This window comes from Clostridium paraputrificum AGR2156, assembly GCF_000424025.1.
Taxonomy (GTDB): Bacteria; Bacillota; Clostridia; order Clostridiales; family Clostridiaceae; genus Clostridium; species Clostridium paraputrificum.
Genome location: NZ_AUJC01000010.1, coordinates 42,649 through 64,454, shown reverse-complemented (window position 1 = coordinate 64,454; position 21,806 = coordinate 42,649). Strand labels below are relative to the sequence as shown.

At 29.5% G+C, this 21,806-nt stretch carries 14 protein-coding genes; 11 read left to right on the top strand and 3 right to left on the bottom strand.

Going from position 1 to position 21,806, the window contains the following annotated elements; translation table 11 throughout:
• Nucleotides 1-34 precede the first annotated feature (34 nt).
• Nucleotides 35-502 (bottom strand): GreA/GreB family elongation factor, encoded by a 468-nt coding sequence (locus tag G594_RS0111325; RefSeq protein ID WP_027098689.1) that lies wholly within the window; start codon nt 500-502, stop codon nt 35-37.
• A 229-nt stretch (nt 503-731) separates the two neighbouring features.
• On the opposite strand from G594_RS0111325, the gene G594_RS0111320 reads away from it, so the two are divergent.
• From G594_RS0111320 to ade, 3 genes are all read left to right on the top strand, one after another.
• Entirely contained in the window at nt 732-1,337 is a 606-nt protein-coding gene (locus tag G594_RS0111320) for a hypothetical protein (protein WP_027098688.1), read from the top strand.
• A gap of 105 nt (nt 1,338-1,442) precedes the next feature.
• The gene (locus tag G594_RS0111315) at nt 1,443-2,774 is read left to right on the top strand and encodes an MATE family efflux transporter (protein ID WP_027098687.1); all 1,332 of its coding nucleotides are present in this window, start codon (nt 1,443-1,445) and stop codon (nt 2,772-2,774) included.
• A gap of 106 nt (nt 2,775-2,880) precedes the next feature.
• Nucleotides 2,881-4,680 carry an adenine deaminase gene (ade, locus tag G594_RS0111310; protein WP_027098686.1) on the top strand — a complete coding sequence of 600 codons (1,800 nt, stop codon included), beginning with the start codon at nt 2,881-2,883 and terminating at the stop codon, nt 4,678-4,680.
• Nucleotides 4,681-4,922: 242 nt separating this feature from the next.
• Here the strand turns inward: ade and G594_RS0111305 are convergent, their stop codons facing one another.
• The gene (locus tag G594_RS0111305) at nt 4,923-6,155 is read right to left on the bottom strand and encodes a helix-turn-helix transcriptional regulator (protein WP_027098685.1); all 1,233 of its coding nucleotides are present in this window, start codon (nt 6,153-6,155) and stop codon (nt 4,923-4,925) included.
• A 280-nt stretch (nt 6,156-6,435) separates the two neighbouring features.
• Here G594_RS0111305 and G594_RS0111300 point away from each other — a divergent pair, with 280 nt between their 5' ends.
• Nucleotides 6,436-8,586, top strand: a complete 2,151-nt coding sequence (locus tag G594_RS0111300; protein ID WP_027098684.1) for a TIM-barrel domain-containing protein — start codon at nt 6,436-6,438, stop codon at nt 8,584-8,586.
• Nucleotides 8,587-8,605: 19 nt separating this feature from the next.
• Nucleotides 8,606-10,498, top strand: coding sequence for a type I pullulanase (gene pulA / locus G594_RS18815; protein ID WP_055183986.1), 1,893 nt, complete (start codon nt 8,606-8,608; stop codon nt 10,496-10,498).
• Between the two features lie 148 nt (nt 10,499-10,646).
• Here pulA and G594_RS0111290 read toward each other — a convergent pair whose 3' ends face one another.
• The gene (locus tag G594_RS0111290; protein WP_027098683.1) at nt 10,647-12,596 is read right to left on the bottom strand and encodes an amylo-alpha-1,6-glucosidase; all 1,950 of its coding nucleotides are present in this window, start codon (nt 12,594-12,596) and stop codon (nt 10,647-10,649) included.
• 426 nt (nt 12,597-13,022) lie between these two features.
• On the opposite strand from G594_RS0111290, the gene malQ reads away from it, so the two are divergent.
• The 6 genes from malQ (at nt 13,023) to G594_RS0111260 (ending at nt 21,795) form a co-directional block, all read left to right on the top strand.
• Nucleotides 13,023-14,495, top strand: coding sequence for a 4-alpha-glucanotransferase (malQ, locus tag G594_RS0111285; RefSeq protein ID WP_027098682.1), 1,473 nt, complete (start codon nt 13,023-13,025; stop codon nt 14,493-14,495).
• A gap of 17 nt (nt 14,496-14,512) precedes the next feature.
• Nucleotides 14,513-16,888 carry a glycogen/starch/alpha-glucan phosphorylase gene (locus G594_RS0111280; protein WP_027098681.1) on the top strand — a complete coding sequence of 792 codons (2,376 nt, stop codon included), beginning with the start codon at nt 14,513-14,515 and terminating at the stop codon, nt 16,886-16,888.
• A gap of 60 nt (nt 16,889-16,948) precedes the next feature.
• Nucleotides 16,949-18,244, top strand: coding sequence for a sugar ABC transporter substrate-binding protein (locus G594_RS20540; protein WP_027098680.1), 1,296 nt, complete (start codon nt 16,949-16,951; stop codon nt 18,242-18,244).
• Nucleotides 18,245-18,307: 63 nt separating this feature from the next.
• On the top strand, nt 18,308-18,793 hold the full coding sequence (locus tag G594_RS0111270) for a hypothetical protein (protein WP_027098679.1): 486 nt from the start codon (nt 18,308-18,310) through the stop codon (nt 18,791-18,793).
• Nucleotides 18,794-18,808: 15 nt separating this feature from the next.
• Entirely contained in the window at nt 18,809-20,896 is a 2,088-nt protein-coding gene (locus G594_RS0111265) for an ABC transporter permease subunit (RefSeq protein WP_027098678.1), read from the top strand.
• Between the two features lie 2 nt (nt 20,897-20,898).
• Nucleotides 20,899-21,795, top strand: coding sequence for a sugar ABC transporter permease (locus tag G594_RS0111260; protein WP_172458925.1), 897 nt, complete (start codon nt 20,899-20,901; stop codon nt 21,793-21,795).
• The last annotated feature ends 11 nt before the right edge of the window (nt 21,796-21,806 follow it).

Below are 21,806 nucleotides of genomic sequence, written 5' to 3'. Positions count from 1 at the left end.
GCTTCTATGATATAAACTCATAGAAGCTTTATTATTATTCTAATATTTCAAGTATTTCTACAGTATAATTTGTACCAGGAGCATTAACTTCAACTATATCACCAGCTTTTTTACCAGCTAGTGCTTTTCCTAAATCTGATTCTATACTTATCATCATATTTTCAGGATCTAGATCCATTGTAGTAACTAATGTAATTACATCTTCATCATTATCTTCAACAAACTTTATTCTAGCTTTACTGTTAATTCCTAATACAGTTTTATCTACATTTTCATCATCAATAACTGTAGCAGTTGAAATCATAGATAATAAATATTGTATTCTGTTATCATTTTCTCTATAGTTAGCACAAGCTTCTTTATACTCAGCATTTTCAGATCTATCACCATGAGCTGCTGCAATTAACTTTTCTTTTGCTATTTCAGCCCTTTTAACAGTCATTCTATAATCTAATTCTTCTTGTAATTTTTTCATATTTTCGTGAGTAAGTATATTATTCATAGATATAAACCTCCCCTAAATCTATTACCTTAATATTATATAAATATATATAAGAAAATGAAAGGTATTTCTAAATAAGTGTGGTTGAATTAATAGTATATAATTTACAAAGGGTGCTTAAAACCCTTGTGTTAACTTAATATTTTAGGAACTGATATGTTTTTATGTATAGAGAGGAATTTATAGTTTATAATTATAAAAGAATTATTATGTATTGAAGGAGAAATAAATGATTAATTTAGATGAACTAAAGCTGATAACTTCCCAAGAATTATTAGAACAGTTATATGGTAAAAATTTAGAAACAAAGAAAGATGTTTTAGAATATATTGAGAGAACAAAAATACTTAAGGGGGAAGGAGTACCTCAAGAGCTTATTGATGATACTTATAAATTAATTGATGAAAGTATAGATAATATTAAGTCTAAGGTTAAGCCTAATACAATAATGTTCTTAAAGAATACTCTAAAGTCTTCTCTAGGAAAGCTAGTGAAAGAAAAGAAAGAAAATAAACCTGAAAGTGGGTTTATTAAATTCTTTAAAAAAGCATATCCAGAAGGGAAGAGAAATAGGAATTTTACTTATGTATTAATGGATAATAGTAAAATTTCTGCTGAACAAATTTGGACTACTTTAACTTATATAAATAGACAGTATTTAAAAGATAATCTAACTATTTCTAGTGAAGAGAAAAAAGAAATTATAGATATGATTCAAAGAATGTTAGATAAGAGGGATATTAAATATGTAAATCAAATAAAGAGTATGGATAAACTTCTAAAAATGCTTAATATTAAAATAAAAGAAGAAAAAGGAAGTTTTAAAGTAAAGTAGCAAAGGCCGTCAATACTTATTGACGGCTTTTATAATGTTACTAATTAGGAAAAGTATGGTATATTTATAAGAGATATCTTGGAAGTTAGTGGTAGGGGGATTATTATGTTAGACATGACAAAAGGGAATAGTAATAAGCTTATAATTAAGTTTGCATTACCTATGATTTTGGGAAATATATTCCAGCAATTATATAACCTTGTAGATACTATTGTAGTTGGAAGGTTCGTTGGACCAGAGGCATTAGCTGCTGTTGGTTCTTCTTTTGCAATAGTAACTTTTATAACATCAATAATAATTGGCTTATCTATGGGGGTAGGAGTTATACTGGCTCAAAGCTATGGTTCTAAAGAAAATGATAAATTTAAAGAAATATCTATTACCTCTTTTATATTTATTGGGGGTATTACTTTAATATTGATGGTAATTTCTCTAATATCCATAAACTTATTGTTGGATTTATTTAATATGCCATCAGAATTATTAGGGGCAGCTAAAGAATATTTAATAATAATTTTATTAGGACTTGGATTTACTTTTATATATAATTTAGCAACTGCTATTTTAAGAGCAATAGGGGACTCTAAAAGACCTTTATATTTTTTAATTATTGCTTCAGTAATTAACGTAGTGATAGATTTAGTTTTTGTAATAAATTTTAATTTAGGTGTAAAAGGAGTTGCACTTGCAACAATAATTGCTCAAGGGGTTTCAGCAATTCTGAGTATTATATATGTATTTAAGAATATATCCTTTATAAAATTTGAGAGAAAAGATATTAGAATTAAAAAGGATACTTTGAAGCTAGTAGCTAATTATTCTATTCTAACTTCAGTTCAACAATCAATAATGAATTTTGGAATACTTATAGTTCAAGGGCTAGTTAATACATTTGGAGTAACTGTAATGGCAGCTTTTGCAGCAGGAGTAAAAATAGATTCTATAGCTTATATGCCAGTTCAGGATTTTGGAAATGCTTTTTCAACTTATGTGGCACAAAACAAAGGGGCTGGAAAGCCTGAAAGAATAAAAGAAGGTGTTAAAGGAGCAATTAAAATAATAATAGCTTTTTGCTTCTTTGTATCAACTTTGATTTTAGTCTTTTCTAAGAATATAATGCTTCTATTTGTAGATAAAGGTGAGGAAGAAGTTATAAGGCTTGGAGTTGAATATATATCAGTAGTTGCAATTTTTTATGTTCTTATAGGATTTTTATTTATGTTCTATGGTCTTTATAGAGGACTTGGTATGTTAAAAATGTCTATTATTTTAACTATAATCTCTTTAGGAAGTAGGGTTATACTTTCATATATTCTATCTGCAACTACTTTAGGCGCAAATGGAATATGGTGGTCAATACCTATTGGATGGGCATTAGCAGATGGAGTTGGTTTTTATATTTACAGAAAATCACGAACGATATTAAATAAAAAATAAAAATAATTTGTGTATTTGCAGTTGTATATGGTAAAATTGGGGTGAGATTTAAAATAATGTGTTGAAATATAAAGAATATTATAATAAGTAATTAGGGAGAGGTTATATGTTTAATAAATTTAATGTGAAACCATTATGGGAAGTAAGTAAGAAAATTGTTGCTGTATCTCAAGGATATCAATCAGCAGATATAGTAATTACAAATGCAAAGCTTATAAATGTATGCACTAGAGAAGTAATTGATAATACTGATGTTGCAATTAGTGAAGGAAGAATTGCTTTAGTTGGAGATGCAAAGCATTGTGTAGGGGAAGGAACAGAAGTAATTGATGCAAAGGGACAGTATATAGCTCCTGGATTTTTGGATGGTCATATCCATGTTGAATCATCAATGCTTAGTGTTAGTGAATATGCACGTTCAGTAGTACCTCATGGTACTGTAGGAATATATATGGATCCACATGAAATTTGTAATGTACTTGGGTTAAATGGTGTACGTTATATGATAGAAGATGGTAAGGGAACACCACTTAAGAATATGGTAACTACTCCATCATGCGTGCCAGCAGTTCCAGGATTCGAGGATACAGGGGCAGCAGTAGGACCTGAAGATGTTGCAGAAACTATGAAGTGGGATGAAGTTGTTGGTCTTGGAGAAATGATGAATTTCCCAGGAATATTATATTCTACAGATCATGCACATGGAGTAGTAGGAGAAACATTAAAAGCTAACAAGATAGTAACAGGACATTATTCTCTTCCTGAAACAGGGAAGGGGTTAAATGGATATATAGCATCAGGAGTAAGATGTTGTCATGAATCTACAAGAGCAGAAGATGCATTAGCAAAGATGAGACTTGGAATGTATTCAATGTTTAGAGAAGGTTCTGCATGGCATGATTTAAAGGAAGTTAGTAAGTCAATTACTGCAAATGAGGTGGATAGTAGATTTGCAATATTAATATCTGATGATACACATCCACATACTTTACTTAAGGATGGACACTTAGATCATATTATAAGAAGAGCTATTGAAGAAGGAATAGATCCACTAGTAGCAATACAAATGGTTACTATAAATTGTGCTCAATGTTTCCAAATGGATCATGAATTAGGGTCAATAACTCCAGGAAAATGTGCAGATATAGTTTTTATAGATGATTTAAATAAGATTAATATAACAAAGGTTATTATAGATGGTAACGTAGTTGCTGAAAATGGAGTTTTAACAACTGAAATAGCAGAGTACCATTATCCAGAAGATGCAATGAATTCAATGCATATAAAGGAAGAAATAACTCCAAAATCATTTGATATATTAGCTGAAGGTAAAGATAAGGTTAATGCAAGAGTTATAGAAATTATTCCAGCAAGGGTTGGAACATATGAAAGACATATTGAATTAGAAGTTAAAGATGGAAAAGTTCAATGTGATGTAAGTAAAGATGTTCTAAAGGCAGCTGTATTTGAAAGACATCATGAAACAGGTAAAGTTGGATACGGATTTGTAAAAGGCTTTGGAATTAAAGGGGGAGCAATGGCTGCGACAGTTGCTCACGATGCTCATAATTTATTGGTTGTAGGAACAAATGATGAAGATATGGCTTTAGCTGCTAACACATTAGTTGAATGTGGTGGTGGTATGGTAGCTGTTAAAGATGGTAAGGTATTAGGATTAGTTCCACTTCCAATAGCAGGACTTATGAGTGATAGGCCGTTAGCTGAGATGGCTGAAAAGGTTGAAGGTTTAGATAAGGCATGGAAAGAAATTGGATGTGATATTGTATCTCCATTTATGACAATGGCTTTAATTCCACTTGCTTGTTTACCAGAATTAAGACTAACTAACAGAGGATTAGTTGATTGCACAAAGTTTGAACTTGTTCCACTATTCGTAGAAGAATAATAAAAAGTAAGACCAAATAAGAGTGAATAATACTCTTATTTGGTCTTAAAATTTTATATAATTATAATTTTATAAAAAATAGCAAAAAAAGAAAGATGATGGGTACTCATCTTTCAACTATGGTATAAAAGGGTATTGAGAATTTATGAGAGGTTATATGGTCAATAACCAATTACTATGATACGACATTTTGTCGAAAAAGCCAATACCTTTTTTAAAAAAATATGTAGAAATTTTATCCATTACTTAAGGAATAAAGCATCTTTGTACCTTCTGTTATGAATATAGTACTCTTTTAGATAGGAAATAAATACTTTTCTCAATTCTACAAGTTGAGTAATGTCATCAACAATATATATTAATAATCCTTCCCAAATAGGACTTTTAATATAATTTTCATTTTCAATATAAAAATTAAATAACTTAAATAATATATTAGCTAAATCCTTACTTATATGCTCTAAAGATTGAGGAGTATCTAGCTTAGTTATTGAATTCTTTAAATTCTCTTTATCTTCTAAAGTAAAATATATTAAACACTCTATAACTGAATCAGGAATAATCATTCTGTGATCTATTAATCCAGAGTTCTTTTTTAAGTATTTCAAAGAAGTATTATAGTCTTGTATTTTAAAATATGACCAAGCAAGCATTGAATTAATATACTCAATATAATAGGAATTATTAATCTTTTCAGCCATTCTAAGAGACATTTTTAAGTAATTTATGGCATCTGCATGATTATCTAGCATGAAATATACTTCAGCTGTTTTTTCATAACTTTCCATTATACTAATAAAGTTTCCTTCCTCTACATATAAAGCTAATGCCCTTTTTATTGAATCATATGCTTTAATTGGGTTATTTTCCACTCTATAAACATAGGAAAGCCAGTAATAACCATGACCATTTTCTTTATAGTTTAGCGCTTTTTCAATATATCTTTTTCCTTCGGATATATCTCCTGTAATATTTAAGATATCAACACCAATATAGAAGTTATATAATGACTCTTGCTTTGGAGATAATAAATCAAAAGCTGAAAGTATTGATTCTTTGGCACCTTCAAATTTATCTCTCTCTGGAGTACTACAATATCTAGCTAGTTTGACCAAATAATAGTCAAGTATAAGAGGAGATGTAATAAAGTCATCTTCATGCTTTTCTATATCACTGAATATTTTATTTGTATAATCAAATTCATTAAAATTAAGATCATTAAGAAATCTCTCAAATGATTTTAAGCCTTTTTCTATAAATTCAGGACTATCGTTGAATTTTAGGCCAAGTCTTTCAAAAAGAATAGATATAACATCATCACTTGGAAGTAATTCACCATTCTCGATACGGCTTAAGTAGGATGGTACACAGATTCCTTTTGCAAGAGCTTTTTGACTCATATTCTTCTTAATTCTATTTAATCTAACTATTGATCCAATAACTTTCTGATTATTTTTGTATAAAACATCATTCATTTATTAAACCTCTCACTTGTAAAATTTTGTTCATTTCCTTAAGGTTAACATAGCAAAAATATTTAAGTCAATGTTTACATGCTATTTTTAACATAATAAGACTATAAATTGTATGAGAATTTCATAGTGAAATTATATGCTTAAAAAATGATTTTTATATCATATTTCACAAGGGATTATATTTCATAAATCGTTGAAATAGGTGAAGTCACTTTGTTACTATAAAATTAAAATATAGGTAGTTAATAGTTATAAATGATTGTAATTTAAGGAGGAGTTTATGAAGAGTTATATTGTAAATAAAAACGTAGTTAGATATGAGTTTGGAAAGCCTATTGAAACATATTCTGTAATAGAAAAAGGAGTAAGTGAAAGTGACATAGAATTTAAATATTTTCAGTTAAATTTAGGTGAGGAAATTAAACTAAAATATAATATGGGAAAAAAAGATATAGTATATGGATTAGGTGAAAATATAAGGGGAATAAATAAAAGAGGATGGATATATGAAAGTTTTTGTACTGATGATCCAAATCATGCCCCAGATAAAAAATCCTTATATGGGGCGCATAATTTCTTTATTGTTGATGGAGAAAAGAAATTTGGAGTTTATATAGATTTCCCAAGTAAAATTATTTACGATGTAGGATATGAAAAAAAGGACAAGCTAGAGATAACAATTGAGGGCAAGGATGCTGATATTTATATAATTAATGGAGAGACAGTAAAAGAGATAGTGCAAAATTTCTTAAAGATAATAGGAAAAGGATATGTACCTCCAAAGTGGGCTTTTGGTTATATACAAAGTAGATGGAGTTATCCAACAGAAGAGGCAGTAGAAAGTCTAGTTAATGAGTTTATAGAAAGGGATATTCCTTGTGATGGTATATGTCTAGATTTAGATTATATGGATAATTATAAGGATTTTTCTTTAAGTGATGAAAGATTCCCTAATTTTGAAGAAGTAACTAGAAGACTAAAGAGTAAGGGTGTTAAGATAATTCCAATAATAGATGCTGGTGTAAAGATAGAAGATGAATATGATATTTATGAAGAAGGTATAGAGAATGATTATTTTGTCATAGATAAGGATAGAAAACCTTTTGTAGCAGCAGTTTGGCCTGGAAAAGTACATTTTCCAGATTTTTTAAATAAAGATGCAAGAAAATGGTTTGGCAAAAAGTATAAGTGCTTGATTGATAAGGGGATTGAAGGTTTTTGGAATGATATGAATGAACCAGCAATCTTTTATAGTGAAAATGGAATAAATGATGCTTATAGAAATATTGACGAATTAAGAACTAAAGAACTTAATATAGATTCATTCTTCAAATTTAAAGATGTTGTATTAGGTTTAAGCAATAGTATGAATGATTATAAAGGTTTTTATCATAAGACAGAGAATGGAATAGTTAACCATTATGATATTCATAATTTATATGGATTTAATATGACTAAAGCTGCTGCAGAAGGTTTTGAAGAAATAGATAGTAATAAGAGATTCTTGTTGTTTTCAAGGGCATCATTTATTGGAGCACATAGATATGGTGGTATTTGGACTGGAGATAATTGCTCATGGTGGGAGCATCTAATTTTAAACATGAAGATGTTACCTTCTATAAATATGTGTGGATTTATATATAGTGGAGCAGATACTTGTGGTTTTGGAAGCAATGTAGATCCAGAATTAGCTATAAGGTGGAACCAGTTAAGTATATTTGCCCCTTTATATAGAAATCATTCTTCTATGGGGACAAGAAATCAAGAGCCATTTGCATTTGATGAGTATACAGAAAAGACTATAAAAAATATTATTAAGTTTAGATATGCAATGATTCCTTATCTTTATTCAGAATATATGAAGGCTATAAATTCAAGTGATATGCTAATAAAGCCTTTAAGTTTTGAATATAATGATGAATTTGTATCGCAAATAGAAGATCAATTGCTAGTAGGAGATTCTATTATGATTGCCCCAGTTTATGAACCCAATAAGAGTGGAAGATATGTGTATCTACCAGAGGATATGCTTTTATGGAAGGTTAAGAAATATACTAGTAAAGACTTTGATGTAATTAATAAAGGCCATAATTACATTAATTTAGATTTAAATGAATTTGCAGTATTTATAAGAAAGAATAGAATGTTTGTTTATGGTGAGCCTGCACAAAATACAGAATTATTAAATAATGAAACATTAAATGTATTAGCATTTGTAGCAGATAGGGCAGAGTATGATTTATATGATGATGATGGAATAAGTAAGGAATATCTATTAGGAGAGCATTCAAACTTAAATATAACAATTACATTAGAAGAAGATAAGCATACAATAGTAGTAAAGAATAGTGGAAATAATAAGGTGAAAGAACTTTTAGTAACTATTATAACAGCAGAAGGAAAAATAATCACTGAAAAAGTAAATGTATAATTTCTTAAGAGAGGTGCTTATGAAAAAACTAGATATAAAGAAAATAGACAGTCTTCATTATTATGAAAATAATGATTTAGGCTATGAACTTAAAGGGAAACAAAATGTTTTTAAGGTTTGGTCACCTATAGCTGATGAAATGTACCTATGTATATATGATGGGTATGATGATATAGAAGGAAAAGAATATCCTATGGAAAAAGGGCATAAAGGGGTATGGCAAATCACTTTAGATGGAAACTTAGAGAATAAGTTTTATACTTTCATTGCTTTAATAGATGGAGTTAAAAGTGAGGGGGTAGACCCTTATGCAAAAGCTATATCTGTAAATGGAGAAAAAGGTGCAATTATAGATATGAATAAAAGTAATCCAGAAGGATGGAGTACTCATGTCATACCCAATAGGTTATATGGTACAGATTCAATTATATATGAGGTAAGTGTAAGAGATTTATCATCTGATAATGAGTCGGGAATAAGGAATAAGGGTAAGTTTCTAGCCTTAGCAGAGAAAAGTACAAAAGGGCCTAAAGGAATTAAAACAGGAATATCACATATAAAAGATTTAGGAGTAACCCATGTACAACTTTTACCTATATTTGATTTTTCCACTATAAATGAAAGAGAGCCTTATAGTGAAGAAAAATATAATTGGGGGTATGATCCTGCTAATTATAATGTACCAGAAGGTAGTTATTCAACAGATCCATATAATCCAGTTACAAGGATAAGAGAGTTGAAAGAGGCTATTAAGTCTGTACATGAAAGTGGTATGTCTGTAATAATGGATGTAGTTTATAATCATATGTATGATGTAGAAAAATCAGGTTTTAATAAATTAATGCCTGGATATTATTTTAGATATAATAGTGATGGGAAGCTATCTAATGAAAGTATGTGTGGCAATGGAATAGCATCTGAAAATGCTATGGTTAGAAAATTTATAGTAGACTCTATAGTTTACTGGGCTAATGAATATAAAATTGATGGATTTAGATTTGATCTTATGGGATTGCTTGATGTAGAAACTATGAATAAAGTTAGGGAAGAGTTAGATAAGATAGATCCTAATATAATTATTTTAGGTGAAGGTTGGAATATGCCAAGTCTCTTAAGATATGAAGAAAAAGCTGTACAAGGAAATGCTTATAAGTTAAATAACATTGCTTTCTTTAATGATGGAATTAGAGATGGATTAAGAGGCAATCCATTTTCTCATGAAGTTAGAGGATTTCTAAGTGGAGAATATAATAAGGAATGTGATGTAAAGAGAGGAATAGTAGGAGGAATTAAATATTCGGATTATATTCAATCCTGGGGCGATGTATCTCCTAATCAAGTAATAAATTATATTGAATGTCACGATAATCATACTTTATATGATAAATTAAATCTTACAGTAAAAGATGATAATGATTTGAAATATATGAGCAGATTGGGAACTAGTATAATTTTATTATCTCAAGGAATTCCATTTTTACATGCAGGACAAGAATTTTTAAGAACTAAGTATGGTGTTGAGAATTCATATAATTCCTCAGATTCAGTTAATAAGATCGATTGGAGAAGAAAGCTAGAAAATATAGATACATTTAATTATGTTAAAGGATTAATAAGACTAAGAAAAGCTTATCCAGCTTTTAGAATGAGGACTGTAGAAGAAATAAGAAATAAACTCACATTTATAAATACTCCAATGAATTCAGTGGGGTATAAGCTGTTAGATAATATTAATGGAGATATAATAGTTATTCATAATGCAAATAAGAATAGGATACAAGTAGATTTTGATCATTATTATAGATTTAATATTATTGTTAACAAAGAAAAGTCTGGAGTAGAAGTAATAGAAGTAGTAGAAGATAATAAATTATTTGTTGATGGATTATCAACTTTAGTTGTAAAAGTATAAAAGAAATCGCAAAAGCGATTTCTTTTTTGAATATAGAAAAGCAATAATATAACAATATATAAATATAAAAATATATGAATATAAGAATAAATAAATATGTAAATATATATTTATATAAATATGCTGAGATATTTTAAAAATAAAAAATTTAAATTGTTAAATGATAAAATACTCTTAAGATTTCTGATACGCTCCAAGCTTGTGCAAAGCATCCTCTAGATTCATTAGGATTTAATCCATCATATATTTCAGCAATTTGTCCAACGCATCCTTCTCTTAAGCAAGACTCAAAGTATTCTAGTTGTTCACGTACTTTTTCTTTGGCCTTAACAGAATAATCATTTACTTTAAGATAAGATATGAAATATCCTCCAAGAGGAAATGGCCAAACTGTGCCTTGATGATATGACATGTCACGTTTAAAGTGGCTACCGCCATATTCCTTTACAAATTCTTTATCATATTTACTTAATGTTCTAAGTCCATAAGGAGTATATAGTTCTTGATATACTTTATCTACAACTAATTTTGCTTTATCATTGCATAATGGAGAGAAGGGAACCATTACAGCCCAAATCTGATTAGATCTAACTTGATTGTCATAGCTATTTCCGGATACAACATCCTTAAGACATTTTTTTTCTTCATTCCAGAATTTTTCTTCAAATGATTTTTTAACTTTATGGCTTAAGGAATCAAATTCACTTACATTAAAATTTAGTTTAGTGCCAAAAAAAGAAGCTACTTTTAATGCATTATACCAAAATGCATTAACTTCAACAGGTTTTCCATGTCTTGCAGTAGGTAATATATCATTGAATCTTACATCCATCCAAGTTACTTGGTGGAAGCCCTCTCCAGCATTAATTAGATAATCATCATCCATATATATATTAAAATCAGTGCCATGCTTGTACCAATTTATAATATCTAATATAGGTTGAAAAGCTTCTTCCTTGATAAATTTTAAATCATTACTAGCTAAATAATATTCATAAAGTGCATAAATGTATAAAAGGGAGGCATCTACTGTATTATACATTGGCTCAATTCCGCCTTCTGGAAAAAGGTTAGGCATTAGTCCTTTATTAATATGTTTTATAAATGTTCTAAAGATATCTTTAGCATCATCAAATCTTTTTGTACTTATGCAACTACCAAGTACAGCAAACATAGTATCGCGTCCCCAATCCTCAAACCATGGATATCCAGCCAATATAGTTTTTGCGTTAGTAGAGTCTCTATGACTAATGAATTGGTCACTAGCTCTTACTAAGGTTTTTGCTAAATCATCCTCAAAGCCAGCATTATTTATTAATTTTTTTTGTCTATCTATTTCATTACTTATTAAAGTATCAATATCTTTAATACATTCATTTTCTAGAGTGAAAATAAGTTGGTATTCAGATTGGCTTTTTCCATTACATTCAAAATAATAAGAAACTAGTGTTGTTCCTGAACCAACGGCATTTCTACCATCTACTGCATCATATGCAAAGTAATAATCATTAATAAATGTTGGTGTAGATAATTCTTTGCTAGAATAGTTCGAATGGATATTAAGTTCTATATCATTAGCAATAAATGTATCATTTTTAATTGTATAATTATGAGGTGATGATAATATTTCCCCTCTTTTGGCAAATACAAAAACAGGAATAACTTCAAGTTTCACATCTTTATCATTTCTATTATCTATAGAGTATTTTATACCTAAGGTATTTTTACCTTGCTCATATACAATAGTTTTTATAATTTCTACCCCATCATAGAAATATGTCCATTTAGGAAGATATTCTTGGGAAAAAGAATGTATATTGTGAAAACCAGCTATATTTTTGGTATAGCATACATATTCCTGAGAACTTAAATGAACTTCTTTATTATCAATTCTAAGTATCTCTTCAACTTTGCTGATTATATTTTTTCGATTATTTGGAGCTTTAGTACAAGCCATAAATAATGAATGATCATTTCTAGCTAGAGAGTTAATAAGGGTTGTACTAGAAAAACCTCCTAGTCCATTAGTTAGTAAATAGCAATGTTCATTACCAGACTTAAATGATTTAAAGTCATTTTTACCATAGTTAAATTTCATTTGAATCCTCTCCCTTAAATAGATATTTGTATAATTTTGTAGAAAATGCTTTACTATACATTTCATATGGATAAATTTGAGTTGAGTTTAACAAAGAGATATTCCAAAGTCAATATGATTATTACTAGAGATTAAAAAGTGTGAAACTTTTAGGAATTAAATCAAGTTTAAGGAAATGAGCAATAGCAATGCTTACAGCATATATAACCATAAAAAAAGCGACAAAATATCTAAAAAATGAAAAATTTCAAGCTTTAAATAGCTGCTTAAAGGAGATTTTGTAGGGGGACTTTTACACACGTGAAATGGCTCTATTTCATTGACTGTGGGGGTTTTAGATTGATATACTTTAGGTACAAGGAAGAAATCTTTTCGAAAAGAAATAGAATTGTATTTTACATTTCTAAAAACTAATGAGGTTGTAGTATGAGAAAGAGTGGAATAATATTACCTATATTTTCATTACCTTCAAACTATGGAATAGGAACCTTTGGAAAGGAAGCATATAGGTTTGTGGATTTTCTTGAGAAAGCTCAAGTAAACTATTGGCAGATATTACCTGTGGGACCTACTAGTTATGGAGATTCACCATATCAATCTTTTTCAACCTTTGCTGGAAATCCTTACTTTATTGATTTGGATATGTTAGTAGAAGATAAACTATTAAAGCAAGAAGAAATCAATGAGTATGATTTTGGTAATGATGAAAATGATATAGATTATGGAACAATGTACAAGAATAGATATAAGGTTTTAAAATTAGCTCATGAAAGAGCTAAGGTTGATCTTAAAAAAGAATTGGAAGATTTTAATGAAATTAATAAAGGTTGGATTTATGATTATGCCTTATTTATGGCAATTAAAGATTATAAAGATGGAGCACCATGGAAAGAGTGGGACAAGGATATAAGATTTAGAAAGCCACAAGCTATAGTAAAATATTCAAGCTTATTAAAAGATGAAATTGATTTTTATATGTTTTTACAATATATGTTTAGTTCTCAATGGAAAGAGCTAAAGAAGTATGCAAATGATAAAGGCATTAAGATAATAGGAGATATTCCCATATATGTAGCAGAGGATAGTGCAGATATATGGTCTAATCCAGAAATTTTTATGCTAAATGAAGAGTTAATACCTAAAGAGGTTTCAGGATGTCCGCCAGATGCTTTTTCTGATACAGGGCAACTTTGGGGAAATCCAATTTACAATTGGCAGGAACTAAAGAACCAAAATTATAATTGGTGGATTGAAAGAATAAAGTCTTCATTAGAAATATTTGATGTAATAAGAATAGATCATTTTAGGGGATTTGAAAGTTATTGGTCAATTCCTTATGGAGATGAAACTGCTATAAATGGTAAGTGGGAAAAGGGCCCTGGAAAAGATCTTTTTGATGCTATAAAAAATGAGCTTGGAGAGATAGATGTTATCGCAGAGGATTTAGGATATATAACTCCAGAGGTAAGAGAACTATTAGATTATTGTGGTTATCCAGGAATGAAGGTACTTCAATTTGCATTTGACCCAAAAGGAGATAGTGAATATCTCCCACATAATTATGAAAAGAATGTTGTAGTTTATACTGGTACTCATGATAACGATACAATAAAAGGGTGGTTTAATTCACTTAGTAAAGAGGAAAGAGAGTTTTGCAAAAGCTATACAGGAATGAAAGATGAGAATGATAACTGGAAGTTTATAAAGCTTGCAATATCAAGCGTAGCCAATATAGCAATATTACAAATGCAAGATCTTTTAAATCTAGGTGAAGAAGCAAGAATAAATATTCCATCAACATTAGGTACTAACTGGAGATGGAGAATGAGCAAAAGAGACCTTACTGATGAACTGGCAGAGAAGTTAAAAGAACTAAACAAGCTATATAGAAGAATTTAATAAAGGAGTAAGTTTAGATGCAAGTAAATACATTAGTAGATAAAATAAAGAATAATCTTATGAGGGATTATGGGAAAGAAGCTAAAGATGCTTCTATTCATGAAATGCATAACGTTGTAGCACAAGTGGTAATTTCTCAAATAACAGATAGATGGAATGAAGCAAATAAAAACTTTTATAAAAACAGACATGCTTACTATTTATCAGCAGAATTTTTAATGGGGAGAGCAGTCCAAAATAACTTAATATGCATTGGAATTTTTGATGAAGTTAAAGATGCACTAAATGAAATTGGTTTTGATATAAATCAGTTTGAAGAGATTGAAGATATGGCATTAGGAAATGGTGGTCTTGGAAGATTAGCAGCATGTTTCTTAGATAGCGCAGCAACTTGTGATATACCTTTAAATGGATATGGAATTAGGTATAAATTTGGTTTGTTTAAACAAGCTATAGAGGATGGTTTCCAAAAAGAATATGCAGACAATTGGACTGCTTTTGGTGACGAATGGAGCTTAAGAAGATTTGAGGACAGCGTTAAAGTTAAATTTGATGATATGGAAGTTGTAGCTGTGCCATATGATATGCCTATTATAGGATATGGCACAGAGAATATAGGTACATTAAGACTTTGGCAAAGTGAGGCAGTAAACGAATTCAATTTTGAACTATTTAATAATTGTGAATATGATGAGGCTATAAAAGAAAAGACAGAAGCCGAAAATATATCAGCAGGATTATATCCAAATGATAATACAGAAGCAGGAAAAGTATTACGTTATAGACAGCAATATTTCTTTACTAGTGCATCAATTCAAGATTTATTAAAGAAGTATAAAGCAGAGTATGGCAATGATTTTTCAAAGTTGGTTGAACTAAATTCTATTCAATTAAATGATACACATCCAGTAGTTGCTATACCTGAATTTATAAGAATTATGACTACTGAAAATAATGTTAGTTTCGATGAAGCTTTTATAATGGCTAAGGAAGTATTTAATTATACAAATCATACAGTAATGGCTGAAGCTTTAGAGAAATGGAATATTGAATTAGTAGAAAAATATACGCCAGAAGTTTTTGCAGTAATTGAAGAAATTAATAAGAGATTAATAAAAGAGCTTAAAAAGCTAAAGGTTAAGAAAAAAGATATAGCAAAATATGAAATTATATCAGACGGACAAGTTCATATGGCTAGAATGGCTACTTATATAGGAAAGTATGTTAATGGAGTAGCAGAAATACACAGTGAAATACTAAAAAAGGATACTTTAAAAGAATGGTATGATATATATCCAGATAAGTTCCAAAATAAAACTAATGGGATTACTCAAAGAAGATGGTTAGCATGCTGTAATCCAGAATTAACTGAACTATTAACAAGACTTGTAGGAGATGATAGTTTCTTAAAAGACTTGGATAAGTTGAAAAATATAGAAAGATATGCTGATGATGATAGTGTAATTAAAGAGTACATCGAAATAAAGAAGAAGAAAAAACGTCAACTTATTGAGTATATAGAGAAGCATGAAGGTATTAGATTAGAAGAGCATTTCATATTTGATATTCAAATAAAGAGACTACATGAATATAAGAGACAGTTTATGAATGCACTATCAATTTTAGATATTTATTATAGGTTAAAGGCTGGAGAAATAAAAGATTTCACGCCAACAGCATTTATATTTGGTGCAAAGGCAGCTCCTGGGTATGCAAGAGCAAAAGCTATTATTAAGCTAATAAATGAAATATCTAACCTTGTAAATAATGACCCTGAAACAAATGATAGATTAAAAGTTGTTTTTGTTCAAAATTATAATGTGTCTTATGCAGAAAAGTTAATACCAGGTGCAAATGTTTCAGAGCAAATATCAACAGCAGGTACAGAAGCATCAGGTACAGGTAACATGAAGTTCATGCTAAATGGAGCCGTTACTTTAGGTACTTATGATGGAGCTAATATTGAAATTGTTAGAGAAGCAGGAGAGGAAAATAACTATATATTTGGAGCAAGAGAAGAAGAAATCTTAGCAATTAAAGAGGGGTATAACCCAAAAGAAATCTATGAGAATGATGAACACATTAAGAAGGTTATTGATTCTTTAGTGGATGGAACTTTTGATGATGGAATGGAAGATGAAGAAGGAACTATAGAGGGTAGCTTCTTTGAATTATACAATTCATTATTAGAAGGAACAAGCTGGCACAAGCCAGATCACTACTTCATACTTCAAGATTTTAATAGATATTTTGAAGCTAGAATGAAGTTGAATAAAGATTTTAAAGATGAAATGAGCTTTGCTAGAAAATGTTTTATAAATACTGCTAATGCTGGATTCTTTAGTTCAGATAGAACTATAAGAGAATATGCAAAAGATATTTGGAGAATTTAAATTAAAGAGGTAAGTTATTAAAATTTATATAACTTAAAGAAGGGATGGAGGAGATTAATTATGAAGAAAAAGAAACTTATATCAGCTTTATTACTAGGTTGTATGGCATTTAGCCTTACTGCATGTGGTGGATCTGGAGATGATTCTAAGAAAGATGAAGCAGCAACTATTTCAGTTCAAGTAGAAGAAGCATGGCTTCCTTATTATGAACAAGTTAAAGAAAGAGTAATGAAAGAACATCCAAATGCTACTATTAATTTTATTAAAGTAGGTGCATTCGATCATTTAGATGTTATAGATAAGACTGATGTAACTAATAAAGATGTAGCTGATGTTTTTGCATTATCAGCTGATAGACTTTATGACCTAGCTAATAAAAACGTTTTAGCTCCAATGGATGCTAAGGCTATGGCTGAAGAAGTTGGAGGATTTAAAGATTATGACGCAGGTTTAGGCGGAAATCTTAAAATAGGTGATGAATATTTAGCTTTCCCTTATAATATAGAAACATTAGTGGCTTATGTAAATAAGGGAAATGCAGAAAAAGCAGGAATAGATTTAACTAAGAATATAGAATTTAATGATTTAGCATTTGGTAAGATGGTAGTTCCAGTTCATGATGCTTGGTATGGAGTAGGATTTACAAATTCAGCATCATTTGAATTATTATCAAAGAATGGAGATAAATTAACTACAGATGCTACTAAGGAATGGAAGGACTTAACTGCAGACCAACAAAAGTTATTTGAATCTTTATACAATTACTGGAAGCCTAATTATGATAATAAAACAGACCTTTGGGATAAAGATGCAGCTTCTGGTTACTTAGATGCTCAATTCTCAGCTGATAGTGGAGCAGCTATCAGAATAGATGGTCCTTGGGCAACTACAGGATTATCTGATAAGGTTGGAGCAGATAACCTAGAAGTATTACCACTTTCTCAAATTACTGTAAATGGCAAGGCACTTAGCCACTGGAAAGGTGGATGGGGTCTTGGAATAAATGCTAGATGTGAAGAAAACAAAGCTCAAATGGCTCTAGCTGAAGACTTTATTAAAGAAATTGTTAACCCAGAATATGCTAAAGATTTATTTAATGCTACTGGTAAGATATTAGAAAACGTTGAACCATCAGCTTATGATGGAATTGGTGGAATGAATGAAAAAGTTATAAAAGCAACTTATACTTCATATGAAGCATCTATTAATAGACCATTATTCTTAGAATATGGTAAGGTTTGGGATTCATGGCAAAATGCATTATTATCTTGGTCAGCTCAAAAGCCAGCTAATGCAGAAGAAGCTTACAAGCAAGTTAAGGCTTCATTCGATGCTATGATGGGAACTATAAAATAAATAGTAACTAGTGAATAGAAAAGGAGACTGGTTCTCCTTTTCTAACAATTAAGGAGGGAGCAGATGAAAACGACAGTTGAGATGAGCAAAAAGACATTTTATTTGATAGTAGGATTGTGTGCAGTGATTATTATGATGAATTCAATTGAGAGTTTTATTAAAGCAAAAGATACAGGTTTATTTGAAGCATGGCTACAAAATCCAAATTTAAATATAGATAAAAGTCAGACGATAAATGAAATGTATTCAATATATTTGACATCATGTTTATCTGTTTTCTTTATAAGAATAATAACCCCGATAGCACTAAGTTTAAATAGTTATTTCTCTCTTGTAAAAACAGGAGTTAATAAGCTATTTGTAGCTATATGGATGGTACTAACTATAGGATTGTTTTTCTTTACAACTCTTGGAGAAACATACTTTTCAATATTTTTTATAATAAGTATAATTTGCCATATAGGATTACTATGTGTACTAATTTATTTATGGAAAGATATAAACAAACAAAAGATTATACATATTACACAAAAAACGCAGCAAGCATAAAGGGGGAAGAGAAATTTGAAAAGGTTCAATAAATTTGTATATGATAATTTAGATCGTGAATATAAAAGAAAGAATCTTTATTTATATGAAGTAGCTGATCTTCAAGAAAAGATTAAAAATGCAAATGAATCAGAAAAGGTAGAATTAAAAAATAAATTAAAAGAATTACAAAAAAATAAAAAAGATCATCAATACAATAAAGCCCTTGCTGAATTTAAAAATAGGGAAAAGTTATTTTTAAAAGAACTTGATGAAAAAGCAAAATCCTATAAATCAGATAATGGTACAAACAATAAAAAAGTAAATGCACTTGAAATAAGACTTTTTAAAGCAAAAGAAAAATTAGGATTTTATGAAAAATATATTAATCTAACATATGATGCTGAGTTGATTTATGAACAAAGCAAGGTGGAAATAATACAAATACCACCAGTAATTGAATTTGCTAAAGATAGCAAAGAAGAGTTAGATAAGGCACAAAAGGCTTTATCAGAGCTATCAGATGATGATAATAAGAAGTTCCAAGAGGAATATAATAAATTTAAAGAAGAAGAAAATAGAATTTTAAAAGAAGATATTAAAATAGTTAAATCTAGACATAGTGAAGGCCTAATTTCAGAAAAAGCTGAAGGTGAGGCTATTAGAAGATTAAAGAGAAGTAAAAAAGATAGAATTTTAGTTAAATCTTTTGAATCTAAAAAAACTTACTACAATGAAATTGTTAAAAATAAGAAGCATGAGTTAAGTAAGACTCTTAAGCAAAAAATTAATACTGTAAATATAAATGTTGCAGATATTAGAAGAACAGTTCCTGTAGAAGTTGATAAAACTATACCAATAGTTTCTTATCTTACTGTTTTAATACCAGGACTTGGACAATTAATTAATAAACAATATATAAAATCGATAATAATGTTCTTAGCAACAATATATATATATTTAATTGCAATTCCTTATTCACTTGGATTTGGTAATTATAAGGGTGATGGGGTAGCAGGGCTGATAACACTTGCTAAAGGTGCAGGAAAACTTGATAGATCAATTATATTTATGGTTGAGGGGATAGTTGCAATTGCATTCTTAGTCATTGCTTTGGTTCTTTTAGTTCTTTCATTCAAAGATGTAAATAAGGTTGAAAAGGAAGAAATTAAAGGTACTAGAGTAAGGTCATGGTGTGAAACTAGACAAAGTGTTTCAGAAGATGGACTACCTTATCTAGTGTCAATGCCTGCATTAGTTATAATTATTTTTATAGTATTTATACCAATAGTAACAACAATTTTGCTTTCAATAACTGGTATGGACCCAGAACATCAAGCAAAATTTGGTTGGGATATAATTAGTAATTACAAGATGATTGCTCTTGGTGAAGGAATGGCGGGATCAATATTCTGGAAGATCCTTGGATGGACAATTATATGGACCCTAGGAGCAACTACTCTTGCTATATTTATTGGATTTGCATTAGCATTACTTTTAAATAATGAAAGAATAAAAGGTAAGACGTTCTTTAGGTCAGTATATTTATTACCATGGGCTGTACCAGCATTTATTACTATATTATTCTTTAGTATATTGTCTTCTCCAAATGGAGCTTTAACTGAAATATTAAGAGGTGTCTTTGGAGAGGGACTGCAAATTAAGAATGATCCATTTGTATCAAAGGTAGTTCTTATTTGTATACAAGGTTGGCTTGGAAGTTCATATATTTTCTTACTTGCAACTGGGGTACTTCAATCTATAAATAAAGATTTATATGAAGCAGCTGATATCGATGGAGCCTCTTCATTTAAGAAGTTAATAAAAATAACAATTCCATTAGTTTTATTCCAAACAGCTCCACTTTTAGTTGGACAATATACATTTAACTTTAATAACTTCTCTAATATATATCTATTTAATAGTGGTGGACCGTTTAATCCAGTAGTTTACGGAAACTTGGCTGGTGAAACAGATATCTTAATATCTTATATATATAAACTAACTATAGAAAACCAATATCAAGCGTTAGGTGCTGCAATTACTGTAATAATTTCAATTGCATTAATGGTTATAGCTTATATAGGATATAGAAACACCGATGCATTTAGAAAGGAGAAGTAATTATGAAGATATTTAAAAGTAAAAAGAATGATTTGTATTTGTCAGATAGACCACCTCTTACTCCTTTAGGTAAATTAGGATTAGGAATAACTTATGCAATATTAATTACGTGGGCATGTATAGTTTTATGGCCAATAGCACAAATAATTATTTCATCCTTTAATGGTAAACAAGGAAAGTATTTGATATTAAATGATGGATTTGAATTTAGTTTAAAGCACTTTGATTATTTATTTAATAATACTTTATATTTGAAATGGATGGGCAATACACTTTTCATAGGAATAGCCACTGCAATATTAACAGTCGTAGTAATTTCATTTACAGGATATGCATATTCAAGATATAGATTTAAAGGTAAAAAGGCTTCTCTTATGTCAATAATGCTTATTCAAACAATACCAACATTTGTAGGTATAACAGCATATTTTACTATGTACTCTATAATTTCTGATATTACTCCTGTATTTACGCGTCAAATGATGTTAGTTTTAATATACACAGGTGGTGGAATTGCAAGTAATACATTTATTTTAAAAGGATATTTGGATTCAATTTCAACAGAGCTTGATGATGCGGCAAAGATTGATGGATGTTCAGGAATGCAGATATATAGACTTATAATTATGCCAATAGCAAAGCCTATGCTTGCAATAACAGCGTTATGGTCATTTATTGGACCATTCATGGACTTCTTATTACCTAAGGTATTATTAACAACACCAGCAGATTATACATTAGCAGCAGGGTTATTCACTCTAGTTAATGATATTAGAAATATGAATGAACCAGCATTTGCAGCTGGAGGATTACTTACAGCAATTCCAATTGTAATATTATTCTTAGTACTTCAAAAACAATTGGTAGCAGGTCTTTCAAATGGTGCAACAAAAGGATAGGAGAGGTGAAC

What these genes read in the sequence shown, in the direction of transcription:
- G594_RS0111325 (WP_027098689.1), bottom strand. Translation starts at nt 502, where the DNA reads ATGAATAATATACTTACTCACGAAAATATGAAAAAATTACAAGAAGAA.
- G594_RS0111320 (WP_027098688.1), top strand. Translation starts at nt 732, where the DNA reads ATGATTAATTTAGATGAACTAAAGCTGATAACTTCCCAAGAATTATTA.
- G594_RS0111315 (WP_027098687.1), top strand. Translation starts at nt 1,443, where the DNA reads ATGTTAGACATGACAAAAGGGAATAGTAATAAGCTTATAATTAAGTTT.
- ade (WP_027098686.1), top strand. Translation starts at nt 2,881, where the DNA reads ATGTTTAATAAATTTAATGTGAAACCATTATGGGAAGTAAGTAAGAAA.
- G594_RS0111305 (WP_027098685.1), bottom strand. Translation starts at nt 6,155, where the DNA reads ATGAATGATGTTTTATACAAAAATAATCAGAAAGTTATTGGATCAATA.
- G594_RS0111300 (WP_027098684.1), top strand. Translation starts at nt 6,436, where the DNA reads ATGAAGAGTTATATTGTAAATAAAAACGTAGTTAGATATGAGTTTGGA.
- pulA (WP_055183986.1), top strand. Translation starts at nt 8,606, where the DNA reads ATGAAAAAACTAGATATAAAGAAAATAGACAGTCTTCATTATTATGAA.
- G594_RS0111290 (WP_027098683.1), bottom strand. Translation starts at nt 12,596, where the DNA reads ATGAAATTTAACTATGGTAAAAATGACTTTAAATCATTTAAGTCTGGT.
- malQ (WP_027098682.1), top strand. Translation starts at nt 13,023, where the DNA reads ATGAGAAAGAGTGGAATAATATTACCTATATTTTCATTACCTTCAAAC.
- G594_RS0111280 (WP_027098681.1), top strand. Translation starts at nt 14,513, where the DNA reads ATGCAAGTAAATACATTAGTAGATAAAATAAAGAATAATCTTATGAGG.
- G594_RS20540 (WP_027098680.1), top strand. Translation starts at nt 16,949, where the DNA reads ATGAAGAAAAAGAAACTTATATCAGCTTTATTACTAGGTTGTATGGCA.
- G594_RS0111270 (WP_027098679.1), top strand. Translation starts at nt 18,308, where the DNA reads ATGAAAACGACAGTTGAGATGAGCAAAAAGACATTTTATTTGATAGTA.
- G594_RS0111260 (WP_172458925.1), top strand. Translation starts at nt 20,899, where the DNA reads ATGAAGATATTTAAAAGTAAAAAGAATGATTTGTATTTGTCAGATAGA.